18 protein-coding genes and 1 tRNA gene are annotated in these 19,235 nt (G+C 74.5%); 8 read left to right on the top strand and 11 right to left on the bottom strand.

The features are described from left to right. Positions 1-552: 552 nt before the first annotated feature. The gene (locus tag AC27L3_RS22965; RefSeq protein WP_487235963.1) at positions 553-1,179 is read left to right on the top strand and encodes a class F sortase; all 627 of its coding nucleotides are present in this window, start codon (positions 553-555) and stop codon (positions 1,177-1,179) included. Here AC27L3_RS22965 and recQ read toward each other — a convergent pair. Beyond that, positions 1,164-3,029 (bottom strand): DNA helicase RecQ, encoded by a 1,866-nt coding sequence (gene recQ, locus AC27L3_RS22960; RefSeq protein ID WP_487235935.1) that lies wholly within the window; start codon positions 3,027-3,029, stop codon positions 1,164-1,166. The two genes, AC27L3_RS22965 and recQ, sit on opposite strands and share 16 nt — an antisense overlap. A 69-nt stretch (positions 3,030-3,098) precedes the next feature. Next, a complete protein-coding gene (locus tag AC27L3_RS22955; protein WP_487235934.1) occupies positions 3,099-5,108 on the bottom strand; it encodes a restriction endonuclease in 2,010 nt (669 codons plus the stop codon). 182 nt (positions 5,109-5,290) lie between these two features. Between AC27L3_RS22955 and AC27L3_RS22950 the strand changes: the two genes are divergently transcribed. The 3 genes from AC27L3_RS22950 (at position 5,291) to AC27L3_RS22940 (ending at position 7,692) form a co-directional block, all read left to right on the top strand. Continuing rightward, positions 5,291-6,673 carry an FAD-binding oxidoreductase gene (locus tag AC27L3_RS22950; RefSeq protein ID WP_487235933.1) on the top strand — a complete coding sequence of 461 codons (1,383 nt, stop codon included), beginning with the start codon at positions 5,291-5,293 and terminating at the stop codon, positions 6,671-6,673. Positions 6,674-6,772: 99 nt separating this feature from the next. Further along, the gene (locus AC27L3_RS22945; protein ID WP_487235932.1) at positions 6,773-7,171 is read left to right on the top strand and encodes an ATP-binding protein; all 399 of its coding nucleotides are present in this window, start codon (positions 6,773-6,775) and stop codon (positions 7,169-7,171) included. A gap of 101 nt (positions 7,172-7,272) precedes the next feature. Beyond that, positions 7,273-7,692, top strand: coding sequence for a nuclear transport factor 2 family protein (locus tag AC27L3_RS22940; protein WP_487235962.1), 420 nt, complete (start codon positions 7,273-7,275; stop codon positions 7,690-7,692). A 54-nt stretch (positions 7,693-7,746) separates the two neighbouring features. Here AC27L3_RS22940 and AC27L3_RS22935 read toward each other — a convergent pair. Both AC27L3_RS22935 and AC27L3_RS22930 read right to left on the bottom strand, forming a co-directional pair. Further along, a tRNA-Arg gene (locus AC27L3_RS22935) sits at positions 7,747-7,819 on the bottom strand. A gap of 78 nt (positions 7,820-7,897) precedes the next feature. After that, positions 7,898-9,187, bottom strand: coding sequence for a M6 family metalloprotease domain-containing protein (locus tag AC27L3_RS22930; RefSeq protein ID WP_487235931.1), 1,290 nt, complete (start codon positions 9,185-9,187; stop codon positions 7,898-7,900). Positions 9,188-9,361: 174 nt separating this feature from the next. Between AC27L3_RS22930 and AC27L3_RS22925 the strand changes: the two genes are divergently transcribed. Beyond that, positions 9,362-10,015, top strand: a complete 654-nt coding sequence (locus AC27L3_RS22925) for a TetR/AcrR family transcriptional regulator (protein ID WP_487235930.1) — start codon at positions 9,362-9,364, stop codon at positions 10,013-10,015. Positions 10,016-10,128: 113 nt separating this feature from the next. After that, a complete protein-coding gene (locus AC27L3_RS22920) occupies positions 10,129-11,634 on the top strand; it encodes an MFS transporter (RefSeq protein WP_487235929.1) in 1,506 nt (501 codons plus the stop codon). Positions 11,635-11,778: 144 nt separating this feature from the next. Here AC27L3_RS22920 and AC27L3_RS22915 read toward each other — a convergent pair whose 3' ends face one another. Continuing rightward, entirely contained in the window at positions 11,779-12,294 is a 516-nt protein-coding gene (locus AC27L3_RS22915; RefSeq protein ID WP_365965597.1) for a MarR family winged helix-turn-helix transcriptional regulator, read from the bottom strand. Positions 12,295-12,404: 110 nt separating this feature from the next. On the opposite strand from AC27L3_RS22915, the gene AC27L3_RS22910 reads away from it, so the two are divergent. Further along, positions 12,405-13,172 carry a dioxygenase family protein gene (locus AC27L3_RS22910; RefSeq protein WP_487235928.1) on the top strand — a complete coding sequence of 256 codons (768 nt, stop codon included), beginning with the start codon at positions 12,405-12,407 and terminating at the stop codon, positions 13,170-13,172. A 22-nt stretch (positions 13,173-13,194) separates the two neighbouring features. On the opposite strand, the gene AC27L3_RS22905 is transcribed toward AC27L3_RS22910, so the two are convergent. After that, on the bottom strand, positions 13,195-14,232 hold the full coding sequence (locus tag AC27L3_RS22905; protein ID WP_487235927.1) for a questin oxidase family protein: 1,038 nt from the start codon (positions 14,230-14,232) through the stop codon (positions 13,195-13,197). Between the two features lie 122 nt (positions 14,233-14,354). After that, complete coding sequence (locus AC27L3_RS22900; protein ID WP_487235926.1) at positions 14,355-14,774, bottom strand: hypothetical protein; 420 nt, start codon at positions 14,772-14,774, stop codon at positions 14,355-14,357. 513 nt (positions 14,775-15,287) lie between these two features. On the opposite strand from AC27L3_RS22900, the gene AC27L3_RS22895 reads away from it, so the two are divergent. After that, positions 15,288-16,292: a sigma-70 family RNA polymerase sigma factor gene (locus AC27L3_RS22895; RefSeq protein ID WP_487235925.1), complete on the top strand. Its 1,005-nt coding sequence runs from the start codon at positions 15,288-15,290 to the stop codon at positions 16,290-16,292. A gap of 151 nt (positions 16,293-16,443) precedes the next feature. Here the strand turns inward: AC27L3_RS22895 and AC27L3_RS22890 are convergent, their stop codons facing one another. Genes AC27L3_RS22890 through AC27L3_RS22875 form a run of 4 tightly spaced genes read right to left on the bottom strand, consistent with a single transcriptional unit; the run spans position 16,444 to position 19,195 of the window. Continuing rightward, positions 16,444-16,911 carry a lasso peptide biosynthesis B2 protein gene (locus AC27L3_RS22890; RefSeq protein WP_487235924.1) on the bottom strand — a complete coding sequence of 156 codons (468 nt, stop codon included), beginning with the start codon at positions 16,909-16,911 and terminating at the stop codon, positions 16,444-16,446. Next, a complete protein-coding gene (locus tag AC27L3_RS22885; RefSeq protein ID WP_487235923.1) occupies positions 16,908-17,171 on the bottom strand; it encodes a lasso peptide biosynthesis PqqD family chaperone in 264 nt (87 codons plus the stop codon). Before AC27L3_RS22885 ends, AC27L3_RS22890 begins: the two co-directional genes overlap by 4 nt. Beyond that, positions 17,156-19,057, bottom strand: coding sequence for an asparagine synthase-related protein (locus tag AC27L3_RS22880; protein ID WP_487235922.1), 1,902 nt, complete (start codon positions 19,055-19,057; stop codon positions 17,156-17,158). Before AC27L3_RS22880 ends, AC27L3_RS22885 begins: the two co-directional genes overlap by 16 nt. A gap of 12 nt (positions 19,058-19,069) precedes the next feature. Further along, entirely contained in the window at positions 19,070-19,195 is a 126-nt protein-coding gene (locus AC27L3_RS22875) for a lasso RiPP family leader peptide-containing protein (protein WP_487235921.1), read from the bottom strand. Positions 19,196-19,235 lie beyond the last annotated feature (40 nt).

Genomic DNA, 19,235 nt, shown 5'->3' with positions numbered 1-19,235 from the left:
GCGGCATGCGGCCCGGCCGCCCGCCCGGGCGTGTGCTGGGCCTCGGCGCAGGAGCTTGCGGCACTGCACGCCGCCGCCGACCTGGCGCGTGCACACCCGGCGGTACTGCACCGGGCACTGGCCGACCGGGGCGCGGACGCGCCGGACCCGGCGCCGCGGCGCCGGGCGTCCGCGCGGGCCCCGGGACAGGGGGAGCCGGCGAAGCCGTCGGTCGCCTCGGGCGCGGCGCCGGCCGAGGGGGCGGCGGGGGCCCGGGGGAGTGCGCAGGCCCGTGCCTCCGGAAGGGCTCCGGGGCGTCGGGGGCCGGCGAAACCGGCGCTGGTGTTCGCCTCGGCCGAGGAACTGGCCGCGCTGCGCGCCGCCGCCGATCTCGTGCGTGCGCACCCCGCGGTGCTGCAGCACCGGGCACCGGCCGACCCCGGCGCGTCCGCGCCGGACCGGCCGGCCCGACCGGCCGCCGCGCAAGCGGACGAGGCGCACCGCGCACCGGCACCGGCACCGCAGCGGAGCGGGGCGCGGCGGCGGGACGTTCTCGTCGGTGCCGTCGTCGTCCTGGCGCTGTGCGGGGGGAGCTGGCTCGTCGAGCGGGGGGTGCGGGAAGTGGGGCCGCCGCCGCAGCCGTCGCGGGAGCAGGCGTTCTCCACCGCGGGCATGCCGCTCATGGGGCCGCGGCCGGACGAGCGGGTCGTGCCGCCGCTGCCGGCGGCCGCGCCCACCCGGGTGCGCATACCGGCTGTGCAGGTGGACGCCCCTTTGGTGCCGCTCGGCCTGGAGGCGGACCAGACGCTGGCCAGTCCGCCGGAGGACGACCGCAATCTCGCCGGCTGGTACGCGGGCGGCACCGCGCCCGGCGCCGCGGGGACCGCCGTCGTGGCCGGGCACGTGGACACCGGGAGCGGGCCCGCCGTCTTCTACAGCCTCGGTGCCCTCAAGAAGGGCGACACCGTGGAGATCGCGCGCGAGGACGCCCGCACGGCCGTGTTCACGATCGACGCGATCGAGGTCTACGACAAGGCGGCCTTCCCCTCGGAGCGGGTCTACGGCACCACGAACCGCGCCGAACTGCGCCTGATCACCTGTGGCGGCGGCTTCTCGCAGGAGACCGGCACCTACCTCGGCAACGTGGTCGTCTACGCCCATCTCACGGGCGTGCTCCACCTGCCTCAGCTGCTGGGCTGACCGGCGAGCACCTCCAGCAGGGAGTCGCCGTACTTGGCCAGCTTGTTCTCGCCGACACCGCTGACCCCGGAGAGCTCCTCCAGCGACCCCGGCACTGCCGTGGCGATCTCGCGCAGGGTGGCGTCGTGGAAGATGACGTAGGCCGGGACGCCCTGCTCGCGCGCGGTCGCCGCGCGCCAGGCGCGCAGCGCCTCGAAGACGGGCACCGCCTGCTCGGGCAGTTCCGCCACGACGGCGGACCGCTTGCCACCACCGGAGCCTGCGCTTTTCACGGAGCGACCCGGCTTCTCGGGCTCGCGCCGCATCGGCACCTTCCGCCGCTGCCCCAGGACGTCCCCGCTGGCCTCGGTCAGGACGAGCGTGCCGTACTCGCCCTCCACCGCCAGCAGCCCCTGGGCCAGCAACTGCCGCACCACCGCGCGCCATTCGGCGACGCTCAGCTCGGTGCCGATGCCGAAGACGGTCAGCGCGTCGTGGTCGTGCTGGATGACCTTCGCGGTCTTCTTGCCGAGCAGAATGTCGATGATCTGGCCCGCGCCGAACTTCTGCCGCCGCTCGCGCGCCAGCCGGAAGACCGCCGAGAGGAACTTCTGCGCGGCGATCGTGCCGTCCCACGTCTCCGGCGGGGTCAGGCACGTGTCGCAGTTGCCGCAGGTGGCGGCCTGCGGCTGCTGCCCGAAGTACTCCAGCAGCCGCCCGCGGCGGCACTCCACCGTCTCGCACAGCGCGAGCATCGCGTCCAGATGCGCGGCGAGGCGCCGCCGGTGCGCGTCGTCGCCCTCCGAGCCGTCGATCAGCTTGCGCTGCTGGACGACGTCCTGCAGCCCGTACGCCAGCCAGGCCGTCGACGGCAGCCCGTCACGGCCGGCGCGGCCGGTCTCCTGGTAGTAGCCCTCGACGGACTTGGGCAGGTCGAGGTGGGCGACGAAACGCACGTCCGGCTTGTCGATGCCCATGCCGAACGCGATCGTCGCCACCATCACGATCCCGTCCTCGCGCAGGAACCGCGCCTGGTGCTCCGCGCGCGTGGCCGCGTCCAGGCCGGCGTGGTAGGGCAGGGCGTCGATGCCGTGCTTGGCGAGGAAGACGGCGGTGTCCTCGACGCCCTTGCGGGACATGCAGTACACCACGCCCGCGTCCCCGGCGTGCTCCGCGCGCAGCAGCTCCAGCAGCTGCTTCTTGGGCTCGGTCTTGGGCACGATCCGGTACTGGATGTTGGGCCGGTCGAAGCTGGCGACGAAGTGCCGGGCGTCGTCCAGCTTCAGCCGCGTCGCGATCTCCCGGCGCGTGGCGTCGGTGGCGGTGGCCGTCAGGGCGATGCGCGGCACGTCCGGCCAGCGCTCGTGCAGCGCGGACAGCGCGAGGTAGTCGGGCCGGAAGTCGTGGCCCCACTGGGCGACGCAGTGGGCCTCGTCGATGGCGAAGAGGGAGATCTTGCCGCGGTCCAGCAGCCGCAGCGTGGCGTCGACGCGCAGCCGCTCGGGGGCGAGGTAGAGCAGGTCGAGCTCGCCGGCGAGGAACTCCGCCTCGACCATGCGCCGCTCGTCCGCGTCCTGCGTGGAGTTCAGGAAACCGGCGCGCACCCCGAGGGCGCGCAGCGCATCCACCTGGTCCTGCATGAGGGCGATCAGGGGGGAGACGACGACCCCGACGCCCGGGCGCACCAGCGCCGGGATCTGGTAGCACAGCGACTTGCCGCCGCCGGTCGGCATCAGGACGAGCGCGTCGCCGCCGGCGACGACGTGCTCGACGATCGCCTCCTGCTCGCCGCGGAACGCGTCGTACCCGAAGACGCGCCGCAAGCAGCGCAGGGCGTCGCTGTCGCCGTGCTGGATGGGGTCGTCGGACATGGAGGGAAGTCTAGGGGCCGCCACCGACAGCCGGAGGCGGATCAAGGAACCGGCGGGACGCCGGGCAGGTCAGGCCACTTCCATGCCGAAGTCGAGCACCAGCGCCTCCAGCCCCCCGGGGTAGCCCTTGCCACCGACCACGAAGTCCCAGTCGCCGCCCGGCCGCCTGCGGAACGACCCGAGGACGAGCGCGGTCTCGCCGGGCCGCCCGTCGGAGACCTGCAGCTGCCCGAGCTCGGTGCCGGAGGCGTCGGCCAGCCGGATCCGGGCGTCGGTGAAGAGCGCGAGGTCCGCGTCCGGATCGATCTCCGGGTCGATGGCGGCGGCGAGCACGAGCCGGTCGGCGGCCTGCGGCAGCTCCTCGAAGCGGACGTGCAGGGCCGCCCTGTCACCGGCGGACGGCGGGGCGGAGCGGACCGCCCCGTCGGGGGTGCGCGGGTTGTTGAAGAAGACGAAGTGGTCGTCGCTCAGCACGCGCGAGCCGCTGCAGACCAGGGCGCACACGTCGAGGGCCACGCCGCCGGACCACGACAGGCCCAGCACGCTGTGCTCAGGCCCGGCGCCGGGCTCCGGCTCCCGCCGCGGTGCCCCGCCCCCCAGCCGGCCGCGCAGGCCGTGCTGGGCGAGCAGGGCCACGAGCTCCTCGCCGGAGATCAGCGTCAGCGGCTTGCCGGCGGCGAAGGCGTGCGAGCCGGGGCCGAACTTCGACGTCGTCACCAGCACGCCCTTGTTGGCGCCGGCCGCCTGCACGGTGCCGTACAGATCGCGTACGGCGGTCGGGGGCACGGTCTTGCGGTACCGCTTGACCTGCACGATGATCCGCCCGCCGCTGATCGGGTCGGGGTCCAGGGCCTCGACGTCCACGCCGCCGTCGTTCGAGCGGCTCGTCATCACCGCGCGCATCCCGCGGGCCCGGAACAGCTCGGCGACCAGCGCCTCGAACTCGACCGGATCCATCTCGAACAGGTCCGGGTCGTCCCCGCCGCCGTGGGAGACCACCGAGCGCCCCACGTCCGCCGGCAGCCGCCCGGGCCGCACCGCGGCCAACTGGTCGGGCCGGGCCGACACCTGCCCGCCCAGCCCGCCCGTCACGCACTCCACCGCATCGACCTGCTGCAGGTTCAGGGCGGCGAAGACGTCGCGGTCGGCGGTGACCGTCGCCAGGTGGATGTGGGCGGGCCGCCCGGTGGCCGGGTCGTGCTCGTCGACGAAGCCGTTGCACACCACCGACTGCAGCGCCCCGAAGGCGTCCGCCGCGAACAGCTCGCGCACCGCCAGCAACACGCACTGGGCCACCACGTCGCGGTAGACCGCGCGCCGCTGGCCGGCCGGGCGGGCGGTCTCCTTCTCCTCGTCGCTCGCGGCCACGTACCGCACGGCCTTCGCGGCCGGCACGACGTCGAAGCCCGGCAGCTCCCAGTCCAGCACCAGCTGGCGGGCGCCGGGATCGTAGGCGGCGGATATCTGGTGCGGGAACTCCTCCGGCCAGGCGGCCGAGGCGTACAGCGCGGCGGAGAAGTACTCCACGACCGCGTCCGGATCGCCCGCCCGCAGCGCCGCCTCCATCTCGGCGACACCCGCGTTGTGCCGGCGTATCTCCGCCAGCGTGGCGGCCGCCCACTGGTCGTACTGCTGCCTGTAGGCCGCCAGTTGCTCCCGGCGCTGCGTCTCGGCGGCCTGCGCGGCGTACCAGTCGCGCTCGAAGCGCTCCCGCGCGCCGAACCCCCCGTACTGGCCGGCGTCCGGCATCGGCACCGGCTGGGCCAGGTGCCCCGGGCTGAACGGCTCCAGCTGCTCCGGGCGCAGCAGCCCCGCCACCGTGAAGCCCGGCGCGCGGCACCCCGCGGCCAGCAGCCCCTCCAGCTCGGCGACGCGCGCCTCGATCTCCTCCGTCCGGCGCCGCGCCTCGGCCTCCCGGGCCTGCCGGTACGCCTGGCGCTGCTCCCGGTCGTGCCGGGCCGCCGCCCGTGTCGCCTCCCGCTGCGCCTGCACCTCGGCCCGGTGCCGGGCCTCCTGCTGCCGCTGCTGCTGCCGCTGTGCCTCGGCCCAGACCCCGAGCAGCCCACCGCGCCGACTCATCCGGTTCCCTCCCCGCCCCTGACAGGTCAACTTTAGTGGGCGGGGGAGGGCGAAAAGATCACCTGTGTGAGGGATTCGGCGGCGGGCGGCTCCCCCGCGGCGACCGCGGTCGCGGCCCCCGAGCCGCGGTGCCACGCTGGAGGGGGATGGGCCCGCCGGGCACGCACGGCTGGGGAAACATCATGGACAGGGCGATTCTCGACGAGATGCGGACCGCGCTGCGGGGCCCCGTCACCGGGCCCGGCGACGAGGACTACGACCGGGCCCGCGCCGTGTACAACGCGATGATCGACAAGCGGCCCGGCGCGATCGTGCAGTGCCGGGACGCCCGGGACGTGGCCGCCGCGGTGCGCTTCGCCCGCGAGCACGACGTGGAGATCGCCGTGCGCGGGGGCGGGCACAGCGGGCCCGGACTGGGCCTGGTCGACGGCGGGATGACGATCGATCTCGCCCCCCTGCGCGCGGTGCACACCGATCCGGACGCCGGAACCGTTTGCGCCGGCGGCGGGGCGCAGCTCGGCGACCTCGACCGCGCCACGCACGCCGTCGGGGCGGCCACCCCCGCCGGGATCGTCTCCACGACGGGCATCGGCGGCCTGGCGCTGGGCGGCGGCCACGGGTACCTCACCCGCCGGTACGGGCTGACCGTCGACAGCCTGCTGGGCGCGGACGTCGTCCTCGCCGACGGCACCCTGGTCGGCGCCGGGCCCGCCGACCACCCCGACCTGTACTGGGCCCTGCGCGGCGGGGGCGGCAACTTCGGCGTCGTCACCTCCTTCACCCTGCGGCTGCATCCCGTGCACACGGTGGGCGTCGCCCTCACCCTGTGGCCGGTGGAGCGCACGGCCGAAGTGCTCGACTGGTACCGGCGGTTCCTGCCGCAGGCACCGCAGGAGCTGTACGGGTTCTTCGCCGTGCTCGCCGTACCGCCGGCCCCGCCCTTCCCGCAGGAGATCCACGGCAGGAAGATGTGCGGCGTCGTGTGGTGCCACACCGGCGACGACGCGGAAAGCGGCGCCCGGGACCTGCTCGACGCCGCGGAGGGGGCCGGGCGGCCCGCCTTCGCCTTCGCCGCCCCCATGCCGTACCCCGCGCTGCAGGGCATGTTCGACGAACTCCTGCCGCCCGGCCTGCAGTGGTACTGGCGCGGCGACTTCTTCGACACGCTGCCGGACGCCGCCCTGGAGGTGGAGCAGAAGTACGCCGAGACCATCCCCACCGGGCTGTCGACCATGCACCTGTACCCGGTCGACGCGGCGGCGCACCGTGTCCCGCGCGAGGAGACCGCGTGGAGCTACCGCGACGCCGTGTGGTCCGGCGTGTACGCCGGCATCGACCCCGACCCGCTCAACGCCGGTGCCATCAAGCGGTGGTGCGTCGACTTCTGGAACGAGATGCACCCCTACTCGATGGGCGGGGCGTACGTGAACTTCGTGGGCGCCGACGAAGGCACGGACCGCGTCCGCGCCACGTACCGCGACCACTACGACCGGCTGGCCCGCATCAAGCGGACGTACGACCCGGACAACGTCTTCCACGTCAACCAGAACATCGAGCCGTCCTGACCGGCCCTGGTCGCCCCCTGGCCGGCGTGTCCGTGGTCGTGGCCCGCTCGTTCTCGTCGCAGGAGCCCATTTCATCCCTTTGATCCTGGGGAGTCCCCGATGCGACGAGTCCTCGCGGCGGCCGGCCTGGCCGCCTCCGCCCTGACCATGGCGACAGCCGGCCCGGCCGCCGCCCTCCCTCAGGCGCCGGACCTGGCCGGGCTGGGCCTGACGGTCGACACGGCGGCGCAGCGGGCGACGGCCGCCGCCGGCGACGCCGGCGGCAGGGCCGTGCGCCGCACCGTCCCCGCGGCGGGCCGCACGGGTGGCACCGCCGTCCGCACGACGACCGCCGCGGCCCGCCGCCTCACCCGCGAGGCCGCCGGTTCGGCGAGCGACATCCTGGGCGAGACCTCCGCCTCCGCGACCCGTGCCGGCCTCCCGGTCGGCGGCCTCCCGACCAAGGGCCTGCCCCGCGTGGAGCGCCTCCCGGCGGTGGACGTCACGGGCCTGGGCTGAGCAGGTCCACTAATCAAGTTTGATGAGTGGTCGATGCGGGCATACCCTTGCTCCTGCAGGTGCTCATCAAATTTGACTAGTGGGGGAACCGCACGACCGTCCTGCCCGACACCGGATACACGCCCACCGCCGAGGACCGCGCAAGCCTGGACGCCTGGTTCGCGGAGTACGACGCCCGAAGCGCCGAGCGCGACGTCGAACGGATGGCCGACATGGCGGTCTTCCCCCTCAACCTCGTCAGCGACGACTCCGCCGGCAACGGCCGCACCGCCCAGTGGGACCGCGAACAGTTCGTCACCACGATGAAGCACGTAATGGGAGACGGCCCCGAGGACATCGCCTTCGCATCCACCCGCACGCCCGTCTTCCTCTCACCGTCCATGGCCGTGGTCTTCACGGACTGCACGATGACGACGGGCGAGCACACCCAACAGCTGCGCTACGCCGACATCCTGGTCAGGCGCAACGGCACCTGGGCCTTCCAGACGATGCTCCAGAGCGGCTGGGGCGACAACCTCTGACGGCCACAACACCCGAAGGCCCCGGACCGCACACGGTCCGGGGCCTTCGCCAGGTGCCCCCGGGCAGATTCGAACTGCCGACACCCGCTTTAGGAGAGCGGTGCTCTATCCCCTGAGCTACGGAGGCGTGAGCGCCGGGCGCCGGGTGGGCGTCGGGGCTCGACGGACAGGTTAGCGGATCGGGGCGGGGCAGGTCAGGGGGCTGTCAGGCGGGGGAGGGGTGGGGTGGTCGGCGGGTGATGCGGACGTGCCAGGTGCCGGCCCGGTCCTGGGAGAGGATCTCGACCGTGATGCCGGGGGCCGTGAAGCGCTGGCCGGTGCGGAAGGTGGCGTCGGTCAGGGCGGGGCTCACGTTGGGGTCGGTGGTCAGGCAGCCGCGGCTGCCGGGGGTGGCGTCGGCGGCGCGGACGGGGGCGGCGCCGGAGGGGAGGGCGGTGTCGACGGTGGTGATCAGGACGCCGGGGCGGCAGACGGCGTGGTCCAGGCGGCCCGGGGCGCGGGCCTCCAGGGTCAGGGCGCGGGTGGGGGAGAGGGGGACGACGGCGAGTTTGGGGCCGCCCCTGCGGGAGGTGGGGGTCAGGGCGACGGTGCGGCGGCCGGGCCGGGCCAGGCAGTGGACCTGGGCGGGGGCCAGCCAGCCGAGCTTCCACTTGTGCCAGGCGAGGAAGTCGTTGGAGGGGCCCCAGTCCTCCTCCATCGGGTCCCAGTGGCCGACGGGGGTGCGCGGGGCGCGGCGGCCGGTGCCGGCGTACAGGTCGGGCAGGCCGAAGCTGTGGGCGTTCTCGTGGGTCAGGACGCGGTAGGGGCTGTCGCCGGTCTGCCGGCTCCAGATGAAGGAGACGTTGCGGATGGCGGCGCCGTCGTGGGCGGTCAGGCCCGTGGCGGTGCCGGCGAAGGTCACCGAGCGCACGTCCTGGACGGCGGGCGGTCCCGCCTCGGGCACGGCGAGCACGTTGATGAGGTCGTAGCGGCGGAAGTCGACGGTGCCGTCGGCGGCGTCGACGATCTCCTTGGCGAGGGCGTGGTAGCCGTCGTCGCGGTTGGGGTCGAAGGGGGTGCCGCGGGTGATGCCGTACGCGCGGTACGGCCGGGACATGCGGATCCAGCGCAGCACCGGGGTGGAGCGGTAGTCCAGTCGGCCGTAGGAGCTGGTGCGGTAGTGGTCGGCGACCGCCGGGAAGAACTCGGCGTACCGCCGGCGCGGGGAGATGCGGGCGGGAACGTCGGGGAAGTCGATGAGGAAGGTGACGGCCCGCACGGTGCCGCTGGAGGGCGCGAAGCCGTGCGGGGTGCGGGCACCTTCCGAGACGTGCCGGGTGACGGTGCGCAGGGCGCAGGGGCCGGTGGGCGGGCGGCCGCGGGGCAGGGCGGAGGCGGCCGCGGGGAGCGCGGCCGGGGCGGGCAGGGCGGGCGCGGCACGGTGCGCGGGTGGCGGTGCGGGCGCGGTGAGCGCCCCGACCGTCGCCGCCAGGACGACCATCACCAGGGGCTTCATGCGTCCACCCTGAGCACGGCGCGCCGCGGTCCGCCCTTCGGGCTGCGGCAGACGGGGGCGGTCCGATGGTGTGACGTACGCCACCCGGCGCAGCGAAATATCCGGGGAGCTTCTCCCCGTTTACGTGAGTGTTCCTCCCAAACGGGGAGGCACTCCCCGGAAGGAACCCCGCCCATGGACCGGCAGCCGCGCCTGCGCGCCGACGCCCTGCGCAACCGCGAGCGGATCGTCGCCGCGGCCCGGGAGGCGCTGGTCGAACACGGGGCCGAGACCTCCCTCGATGAAATCGCTCGACGGGCCGGGGTCGGCAATGCCACGCTGTACCGGCACTTCGCGGACCGCCGCGAGCTGATCCACCATGTCACCCTCTCCGTCATGGCCCGCATCGCCGACCGGGCCGAGGCGGCGCAAGCGGAGGAGCCCGATGCTTTCCAGGCGCTGAGGCGTTTCGTCCATGCCGCGGCGGACGAGCGGATCGGTGCGCTCTGCCCGTTGCTCGCCGAGGGCATCGACAAGGGCCATCCCGAACAGATCGAGGCGCGCGACCGGTTGGAGAGCGCCGTGGAGGCGCTGCTGTCCGCCGCCCGCGCCACGGGTCAGCTGCGGGGGGACATCGCCATCGGTGACCTGATGGTGGCCATCACCCAGCTCACCAGACCGCTGCCGGACACCGGGTGCCTGGACTTCGACCGGTTCGTCCACCGCCATCTGCAGCTGTTCCTGGACGGTCTGATGGCGCCGGCCCGCTCCGAACTTCCCGGCACTGCCGCCACCTTGGACGACCTGCGCCGCGCGAGCCGGTCCGCCGCCTGCGGCACGCCGGTGTGACGGCGGCCGCGCCCGCCGTACCGACCCGCGCGCAACGCGTGACGCACGCAACGTTTTTGCACGACGCTTCGCACCACCCCACCGGATCACCACCGTCAGATAGGCCCCACCTCATGCCCGACCTCATGAAGCAACCCGACCCGAACCGCTGGAAAGCGCTGATATTCATCGCCCTGGCGCAGCTGATGGTCGTCCTCGACGCGACGATCGTGAACATCGCGCTGCCGTCCGCCCAGGCCGACCTGCACATCTCCGACGGCAACCGGCAGTGGGTCATCACCGCCTACGCCCTCGCGTTCGGCGGACTGTTGCTCTTCGGCGGCCGGATCTCCGACCTGTGGGGCCGCAAGCGCGCGTTCGTCACCGGCCTGATCGGCTTCGCGGCCGCCTCCGCGCTCGGTGGCGCCGCCGTCAACTCCGGCATGCTGCTGGGCGCCCGCGCCCTGCAGGGCGTCTTCGGTGCCATGCTCGCCCCGGCGGCGCTGTCGCTGCTCGCCGTGCTCTTCACCGAGGCGAAGGAGCGCGCCAAGGCGTTCGGCGTCTTCGGTGCCATCGCGGGTGCCGGTGGTGGTGTCGGCCTGATCCTCGGCGGTCTGTTCACCGAATACCTCAACTGGCGCTGGACGTTCTTCGTGAACATCCCCTTCGCCGTCGTCGCCGCCGCCGGCGCGATCAGCGTCGTCCGTGAGCCCGCGGAGGGCCGCAACCCCTCCAAGCTGGACATCCCCGGTGTCATCCTGGCCACGCTCGGCCTGGTCTCGCTGGTCTACGGCTTCACGCGCGCCGAGTCCGACGGCTGGACCGCGGGCATGACCATCGGCCTGTTCGTCGCGGCGGCCGTGCTGCTGGGCGCCTTCCTGGTCGTCGAGCGCACGGTGAAGGCCCCGCTGATGCCGCTGCGCGTGCTGACCGACCGCAACCGCGGCGGTGTCTACATCTCCCTGGGCCTGGCCGCCATCGCGATGTTCGGCCTGTTCCTGTTCCTGACCTACTACCTGCAGGTCGTCCGCGGCTACTCGCCGGTCAAGACCGGTCTGTCGTTCCTGCCGATGATCGCCATGATGATCACCGGTTCCACGCAGATCGGTACGCGCCTGATGACCCGCGTCCCGGCACGCTGGCTGATGGGCCCCGGCTTCCTGCTGGCGGCGGCCGGCATGACCCTGCTGACCCAGATCGACCTGGACACCTCCTACGCGGCGGTGATCCTGCCCGGTCTGATGATGATGGGTCTGGGCATGGGCACGGCCTTCATGCCCGCGATGAGCCTGGCCACCCACGGCGTGCAGCCGCGGGACGCGGGCGTCGCCTCCGCCATGGTCAACACCTCGCAGCAGGTCGGCGGCGCCATCGGCACCGCGCTGCTGAACACCATCGCGGCCAGCGCCACCACGGACTACTTCAAGTCCCACATGGCGGGCGCCACGAACCAGAAGATCCTCACCTTCCAGTCGATGGTCCACGGCTACGCCACGGCCGTGTGGTGGGCGGTCGGCATCCTCACGGTGTCCGCGCTGGTCGCCATGGGCTTCGTCAACGCCCGTCAGGGCGGCGGCCCCGCCGCCTCGTCGGCGGACGGCGAGCCGGTCGAGGACGCGGTCCCGGTGATGGCGCACTGACCCGGCGGCGCGCCGACCCGACGGTGCCGGCCCTGACGGTGCCGACCTGACGGTGCCGGCCTGACGATGGACATCGGCACGGTCCGACGAAGGCCCCCTCCCGCACGGGAGGGGGCCTTCGTCGTGCGCGCGGGGCCTGTCGTCTCAGCGCAGCCAGGGCACGTCACCGCCGGCCGGTTCGAGGCCGGTGGCGATGATGCGGCAGATCTCGCCGAAGTGCGCCGCCTGGTCGGGCGTGAGCCGGTCGAAGATCGCCGCCCGGACGGCGTCGACGTGCCCGGGCGCGGAGGCGCTCAGCATCGCGAAGCCCTCGTCCGTCAGCACCGCCAGCTGCCCGCGCTTGTCGGAGGGGCATTCCTCGCGCCGCACCCAGCCGTTCTTCTCCAGCCGGGCGACGGCATGCGAGAGCCGGGAGCGGGTGATCTTGGCGTGCTGGGCGAGCTCGGTCATGCGCATCCGCCGGCGGGGCGCCTCGGAGAGCTGGACGAGCAGGCCGTAGTAGACGTGCGGCATGCCGGCGTCGCGCTGCAGCTGTCTGTCGAGGTAGTCCTCCAGCAGCGTGGAGGCGTGCTGGTAGGCCCGCCACGTCTCCTGTTCCGCGTCGGTGAGCCAGCGGGGCTCGGCGGCGGCCTCCGGGGCCGCTGGGGGTCGCTTGGTCATGACATCCACTGTTCCACTCGCCGGTGCATGGTCTACGATCGCAGAGGAGAGCTTGAAATTTCAAGCAATCTTGGACTCCGCGCCGCCACCCCTTCCTCGGATGGTCCCCCATGCGTATGCCCGCCCTCTACCTCTCCCATGGCGCGCCGCCCCTCGCCGACGACGCCCTGTGGCCCGGCCAGCTCGCCGCCTGGGCCCGCGACCTGCCCCGGCCGACCGCCGTCCTGATGGTCTCCGCCCACTGGGAGGAGGCCCCGCTCGCGCTCGGCGCGACCACCACCGTGCCGCTGGTCTACGACTTCTGGGGCTTCCCGGAGCACTACTACCGCGTGCAGTACGCCGCGCCCGGCGCCCCGGAGCTCGCCGAGCGGGTGCGCAGGACGCTGCGGCGCGCCGGGACGCCCGTACAGGACCTGCCCGAGCGCGGGCTGGACCACGGCGCGTACGTGCCGCTGGTCGAGATGTACCCCGACGCCGACGTCCCCGTGCTGCAGATGTCGCTGCCCACCCTCGACCCCGAACGGCTGCTGGAGACCGGGCGCCGGCTGGCGCCGCTGCGCGACGAGGGCGTGCTGATCGTCGGCAGCGGCTTCTTCACCCACAACCTGGCCGCCCTGCGGCACGCCGGGCCGCAGCCGCCCGCCTGGTCGGCCGAGTTCGACGCGTGGGGGCGCGAGGCGCTGGCCGCCGGCGACGCCGACGCCCTGCTGGACTTCGCGCACAAGGCCCCCGCCGCCGCCCTCGCCCACCCGCGCACCGAGCACTTCGCCCCGCTCTTCGTCGCCATGGGCGCGGCGGGTGACGACCTGGGGGCCCAGCGCAGCGTCATCGACGGCTTCTGGATGGGGCTGGCCAAGCGCTCCGTGCAGTTCGGCTGAGCGCGCCCCCCGGACGCGTGCCTCAGCCGGCCGGTTCGATCAGCTCGCAGGCTTCGGCCACGGCTGCCAGGGCGGCCGGGCCGCCGGTGTCCAGGGCCGTGTCGGCGAGCTTGATGGCATGGGCGTCGCCGTGCAGCGCGGCCTGCTCGAAGGCTTCGTCGAGCGTGGCCCGGCCGGGCGCCACGGCCGGTGCGGGCCGGGCCGGGGCGTAGGCGGCGGTCACGGCGGCGCTGGCCTCCCACGCGGCGGCCAGGCTCGGCGCCCACAGCTCGTGCGGCAGCGCGGGCAGGGTGCGCAGGACCGCGTTGGGCGCCGTGGCGGCGTGCACCAGCATCACCGGGCCGCCCCGGGCGTAGTGCGGGTAGCGGGCGACGGCGGCCTCCACCAGCGCCGTCAGCGTCGCGTGCGCCTCCTCCGGTCCCTCGGGGCGGCGCAGGGTGCTCGCGGCCGCGGGCCAGCCGGCGGTGGCGGGCAGCCGGGCGAAGCGGGCGCGGATGCCGCCGTGCGGGTCGGGCAGGGACGGTACGGCCGCCAGCGCCTCCTCGGGCTCCGCAGTGCCCGCCAGGGTGGTGGGTGCGGCGAGCGGCTGGTGGCGGGCGGCCCAGTAGCCGAGGGCGTGGCCCAGCTCGGCGGTGCGCGGCGCGCTGTCGCCGTCGGCGAGCAGGGTGCGTACGGCGTGACCGGTGCGGATGACGGGATGGGTGGAGCCGCCGGTGATGCCGGGCAGCAGCCGCGGCCACCACTCGGCGAGCACCTCCCGCCAGGGGCGCTCGGCCACCTCGCGGGTGAAGTGGGCGATCCAGTCGCCGAGATGAGCGGGGTCGCCGAGCAGTTCGGGCCAATTGGCGGCGTCGATCCGGGTGTTCGTGCCGGGGAGTTCCTCGGTGCGGTGGCGGTAGGCGTCCAGCCAGCGGTGCACCAGGCGGGCGTGCCCGTGGCGGACGAGCGCCTCCACCGTCATCGGCGCGTGGTTGGTGAGCCAGCCCTCGAACTCCGGGCCCGTACCGTGGACGCGTTCCAGTGCTTCGTCGAGCGTTCCGCTCGTGTCCGTGTCGGCCATGATCCGCACGCTATGCGGATCAGGGGCGCCCGCGGAACGGTCGCAGGACGTACGTCCCACGGGCGCCGGGCGTACGACTTCCGTGCCGGTGTGCGCCGTTGGGCGCTCGCGCGCACCGCCGTTCAGTGCTCGTGCACGTAGAAGACGTAGTACGCCGTCAGGCCCATGCCGATGCCGAGGGCCAGGCCGATCCCGGCGGAGCGCAGCACCGAGCCCCCGCCGAGGTTGTGCAGGAAGCCCATGCAGATGCCGAACAGCGCGCCGAAGGCCGCCGCCCGCACCTCGGTGATCAGGCGGTCCCGGCCCCGGACCAGCGCGTAGCCCACGGCGAAGGAGACGACCGCGGCCACCAGGCCCAGCAACCAGCCGCCGGCCTCGGAGAAGCCGTTCTCGTGGGAGATGAAGACGACGTACAGGCCGTAGGCGAAGGCGGCGACGGCCGGCACCGCCCACGTGGCCCGGGATCCCGGTTGGGCGCCGCGCGGGACCGGCCCGGGGCCCTCGTGCGCGTGCCGCCCGGGCAGCATCGTATGCGTCGACATGACGGGCTCCTCTCGCTCGCGTCCCCGTCCCACCAGCGCACACCCGGCCCCCGGGGCGGGCAACTCGATCAGCGGGCGGGCCGCGGCGGCGCGCAACCACCGGGCGGGCGGGGGCGTCCTTGGGGGCGAGGAGCGGCCACGGGGGACGCTCCTCGCGGAGCACGAACGGGGCAGGGCCGTGGCACGGACGGGCACGGACGGTCATGAACGGGACGGTCGCCGGCGTCGTACACGGGTGAGGCGGATGTGACGGCCGTCTCACCCGCCGGGGTCGCGGGGGCTCGGGGCAACGCCGAGCCGACCGCGCACACCCACCCTGACCTGCGTTTCCCCAGGGCGCAGGGATGCCGCCCGGGTGGGCGGGCCGACAGGGTACTGCATGATCCACAAAAAAAGACGTCTCTGGGGAATTCTGTCCTGTTTCCGTCCGTTCTTTTACTTCGGACGGGGCACCCGCACCAGGGTCCGGTTCCCCGGTCCCGCCCGCGACCGTCTCATCGCAAGGGAGTACGCATGGCAACCCGTGCCGTCGCCCGTCGTCAGGCCACCGCTCCGGTGCCGGACGAGGCAAGCAGTGTTCGCGCCGCAGGCGGAGAGATCGCCGATCGCGACCTGGTCGGCATGTACCTCGACGAGATCGCGCGGACGCCCCTGCTCGACGCCGCCAAGGAGGTCGAGCTCTCGCAGACCATCGAGGCGGGCGTCTACGCCCAGCAGATACTCGACGGCCTGGAGGAGGGCGGCGCGAAGGCCGCCGGGGCCAGCCGCGAGGAGCTGGAGGCGATCGCCGCCGAGGGCGCCCGCGCCAAGGACGTCTTCATCAAGTCCAACCTGCGCCTGGTCGTCGCCGTCGCCCGCCGCTACCCGCGCAGCGGTCTGCCCCTGCTCGACCTGATCCAGGAGGGCAACGCCGGCCTGGTGCGGGCAGTGGAGAAGTTCGACTACACCAAGGGCTTCAAGTTCTCGACGTACGCCACGTGGTGGATCCGGCAGGCCATCACCCGGTCGATCGCCGACCAGTCCCGCACGATCCGGCTGCCCGTGCACCTCGTCGAGGAGCTCGGCCGGATCCGCCGGGTCCAGCGCGAGTTCAACCGGGAGCACGGCCGCGAGCCCGAGCACGCCGAGATCGCCGTCGAGCTCGACACCACGCCCGAGCGCGTCGGTGACGTGCTGGACTGGGCCCGCGACCCGGTGAGCCTGAACATGTCCGTCGACGACGAGGGCGAGACGCAGTTCGGCGACCTGCTGGAGGACACCTCCGCCATCTCGCCGGAGCAGTCCGTGATCGCGCTGCTGCGCAGCGAGGAGCTGGAGGGTCTCATAGGCCGCCTCGACGAGCGCACCGCCTCGATCATCAAGGCGCGCTACGGCATCGAGGACGGGCGGGAGCGCACCCTGACCGAGGTCGGCAAGCAGCACGGCCTGACCCGCGAGCGCATCCGCCAGATCGAGAAGCACGCCCTGCTGGAGCTGAAGAAGATGGCCCACGACACCGGCTTCGACGCCGCGGCCTGATTCACCACTGCCCGTCGCGCCGCCGCCGCGCAACAATGGACGTGAAGGCACCGCCGCACAACGACACACCTGCACAGACCGGGTCCCGGCGCTTCCCTCCCCCCTTGCGCCGGGGCCCTTGCCGTCACCGGCGGCCGGTCCTGCGGCGCCGTTACCCGCGGCCGGTCCTGCGGCGGGCGGGTTTCCGGCGGCCGGACCTCCGGAGCGGTCGCGCGGCGACGATCATCAGCCGGTGGTAGGAGCCCACCGCAGGCGGCTCGCCCACCGGCCGGCCGGCCACCTCCACCCACGCATGCGCCCGGAACGGGCTCGTCCGCACCCCCGTGCACCAGTCCGGCCACACCCCCCGCAACCGGCACAGCAGCACCGTGGCCACCGACCGCTGCAGACAGCCCTCGCCCGCGCAGCGCGCGCTCACCCCGACGACCGCCTGCCGCGCCGCCAGCGCCTGCTCCGCCGTCGCCGGCGCCGCCCCGCGCCGTACGAACGACAGCACCCGGCGGATGCCCCGCGGGCGCAGCAGCACCAGCAGCCGGGCGGCGCCCGTCGCCGCCAGCGCCGCCGGCCGGGCGCGCAGCGGCACGGGGGAGCGGGCGGCCGGGGCCATCGACTGGCTCACTTCGTCACCACCAGCCGCGCCGCGTGCAGCGAGGCGATCAGGGCCGCCACATCGGTGGCCGCCCGCTCCGCGCCGAGCCCCGGATGGCGCTCGCCCAGCCCGCGGGCCGCCTCCCGCGGGCCGCTCCCGGCCAGCAGGGCCCGCAGGACGAACGCCCCGGTGCTGTTGAGCTGCCAGTACCGGCCGGTGGCCTCGTCCAGCAGGACCATGCCGTCGTCGGTGTCCGTCACGGACACGTCGGGGCTCAGGGAAAAGGACACGGTGCACCTCCAGAAGTGGCCGGCCCGCCGCCGGCGCGGTCGCGCAGCCACGTCTCGCAGCCGAGCGTCGGATCCAGGCCGCGCAGGACGTCGGGGCCGGGCGCGTGCAGGGACGTCAGCCGGGAGCGCAGCGCGTCGGCGTCCACCAGCCCGGCACCGGCCAGACGCGAATCCTCGAACAACGCCAGCAGCGCCGACCTGTTGCGACGCAGCCCCGTCAGCAGATCGGCGCTGTACTCGCCCTTGGTGTCCCGGCGCAGGAGCGAACCGGGCACGATGCCGGCCATCGCCTCCTTGAGCACCGGCTTGTAGCGGCCGTCGCCGCCGCGCTCGCCCGGCCGCACGGCCAGCGCCGCCTCCAGCACGCCGTCGTCGAGGTAGGGCGCCGAGCACTCCAGCCCCAGGGGGGCCAGCACCTGCTGCAGCTGCCGCACGCGCAGGCCGCTCGCCCGGGCGTGGGCCAGGGCGGTGTGCTGCCCGCGCCCGGCCGCCAGCGGCAGCGGGCGCGCGTCGGCGGCCTCCCGCAGCAGGCCCACCACCGCCCGTACGGCCTCGGGCGTGGCCCACACCGGCAGGCGCAGCTCCTCGCCCCAGGCCACACAGGGGCGGGGCCGGCCGCGGGGCGGGGGAGAGGGGCGCCGGGCCAGGCCCCCGGCCCAGTCGGCCAGCCACCGGTCGAAGTCGCGCCGGTCGGTCAGGCCGCGCAGCACCGGCCACAGGGGCCAGGGCTGGTGGGTGTACTGGCGGTACAGGCGGGCCAGCGTGGCCAGGGGCCGCACCCGCACGTCGTCGTGGAGATGGGCGGGAAACGCGGTGAAGAGCTCGTCCGCCCCGGCGCCGGTCAGGTGCAGCCGCGAGCCGCGGCGGGTCATCAGGCGGGCGGTCGCGGCAAGGGCGGCCCGGTCGCGCACCCACGGACCCGGCTCGTCCGTGGGCACCTCCATGCCCGCAAGGCCCGCGTACCAGACGGGCTGCTGGGCACGGCGGGGCACCACGTGCTCGGCGTGCGGCAGGTGGGCGGCGGCGCGCCCCGCCCAGGCCGCGTCGTCATTGGCCGGATCGCGGCCCTCCCACGTCAGGGCGACCAGGCGGGGACGGGGCGGGTGGGCGCCCCGCGCCGGGGCGCCGGCAGCCGGGAAGAGCGCGGCCGCGGCCAGGAAGCACATGCTGGTCGAGTCCAGCCCGCCGGACAGGTCGCAGCTGAGCGCCTGCACCCCGGCGGTGCGCGCCCCGACCGCCGCGATCAGCGCACTCCGCAGCGCCGGCGCCCCCTCGGCGGCCGTCAGCCACGGCTCCGGCGGATCCCACCAGCGCCGCGCGCGGGCCTGCCCGTCCCCCTCGATCAGCAGGCAGTCCTGCGGCGGCAGCGCGCTGACGCCCTGCCAGACGCAGTGGGCGTCCAGCGGATACGGCGGCGGGGAACTCAGCAGGTGCAGCGCCAGCACCCGCTCGTCGACCCCGGCACCGGTCAGCGCCCCCAGGGTGTCCGCCCGGTCGGCGGCCACCGTCACCCCGGCCACCTCGGCGTGGAAGAGGCGACGCACCCCGGAAGCACTGCCGCGCACCCGGACCCGCCCGCCGACGGAGGCGGCGAGGTGGAAGCTGCCCGTGAGCCCGGCCGCGGCCGCCTCGACGTCCTCCGGCCCCCGCACGCGCGCCAGCCGCTCCGCCAATGCCCCGGCGGTGACCGGGCACAGCCCGATCACCGCCAGCCGTGCCGCCCCTGCCGCGGCGACCGTCACCCGCCCGTCCGGCCAGTTGCCGAGCAACCAGGGCCGGCCGGAGGCGTGCTCGATCGTGCGGGCCGCGAGGGGGCGCAGCGCCTGCGCCGCCGCTCGGCTGCGTTCGCCGTCCGCGAGGACGGCGAACCACGCCTCGCCGGTCACGGGATACGACCCTCAGCCCCAGTAGGCGTACCAGCCCATGGGCTCCAGGAAGTTGCCCACGGGCGAGCCGAGGGTCAGCTCGGAGAAGCCGCCGGCCTCGACGAGCGCCGGGGATTCGTAGATCTCCTGCGGTTCCATGACGGGTCCTCTTTCCGCCGCACGGATCGGTGGATCCGTG

The organism is Streptomyces sp. PKA51, assembly GCF_057552455.1.
The sequence above is the reverse complement of the archived record's forward strand: the minus strand, read 5'-3'. Positions and strand labels throughout refer to the sequence as shown.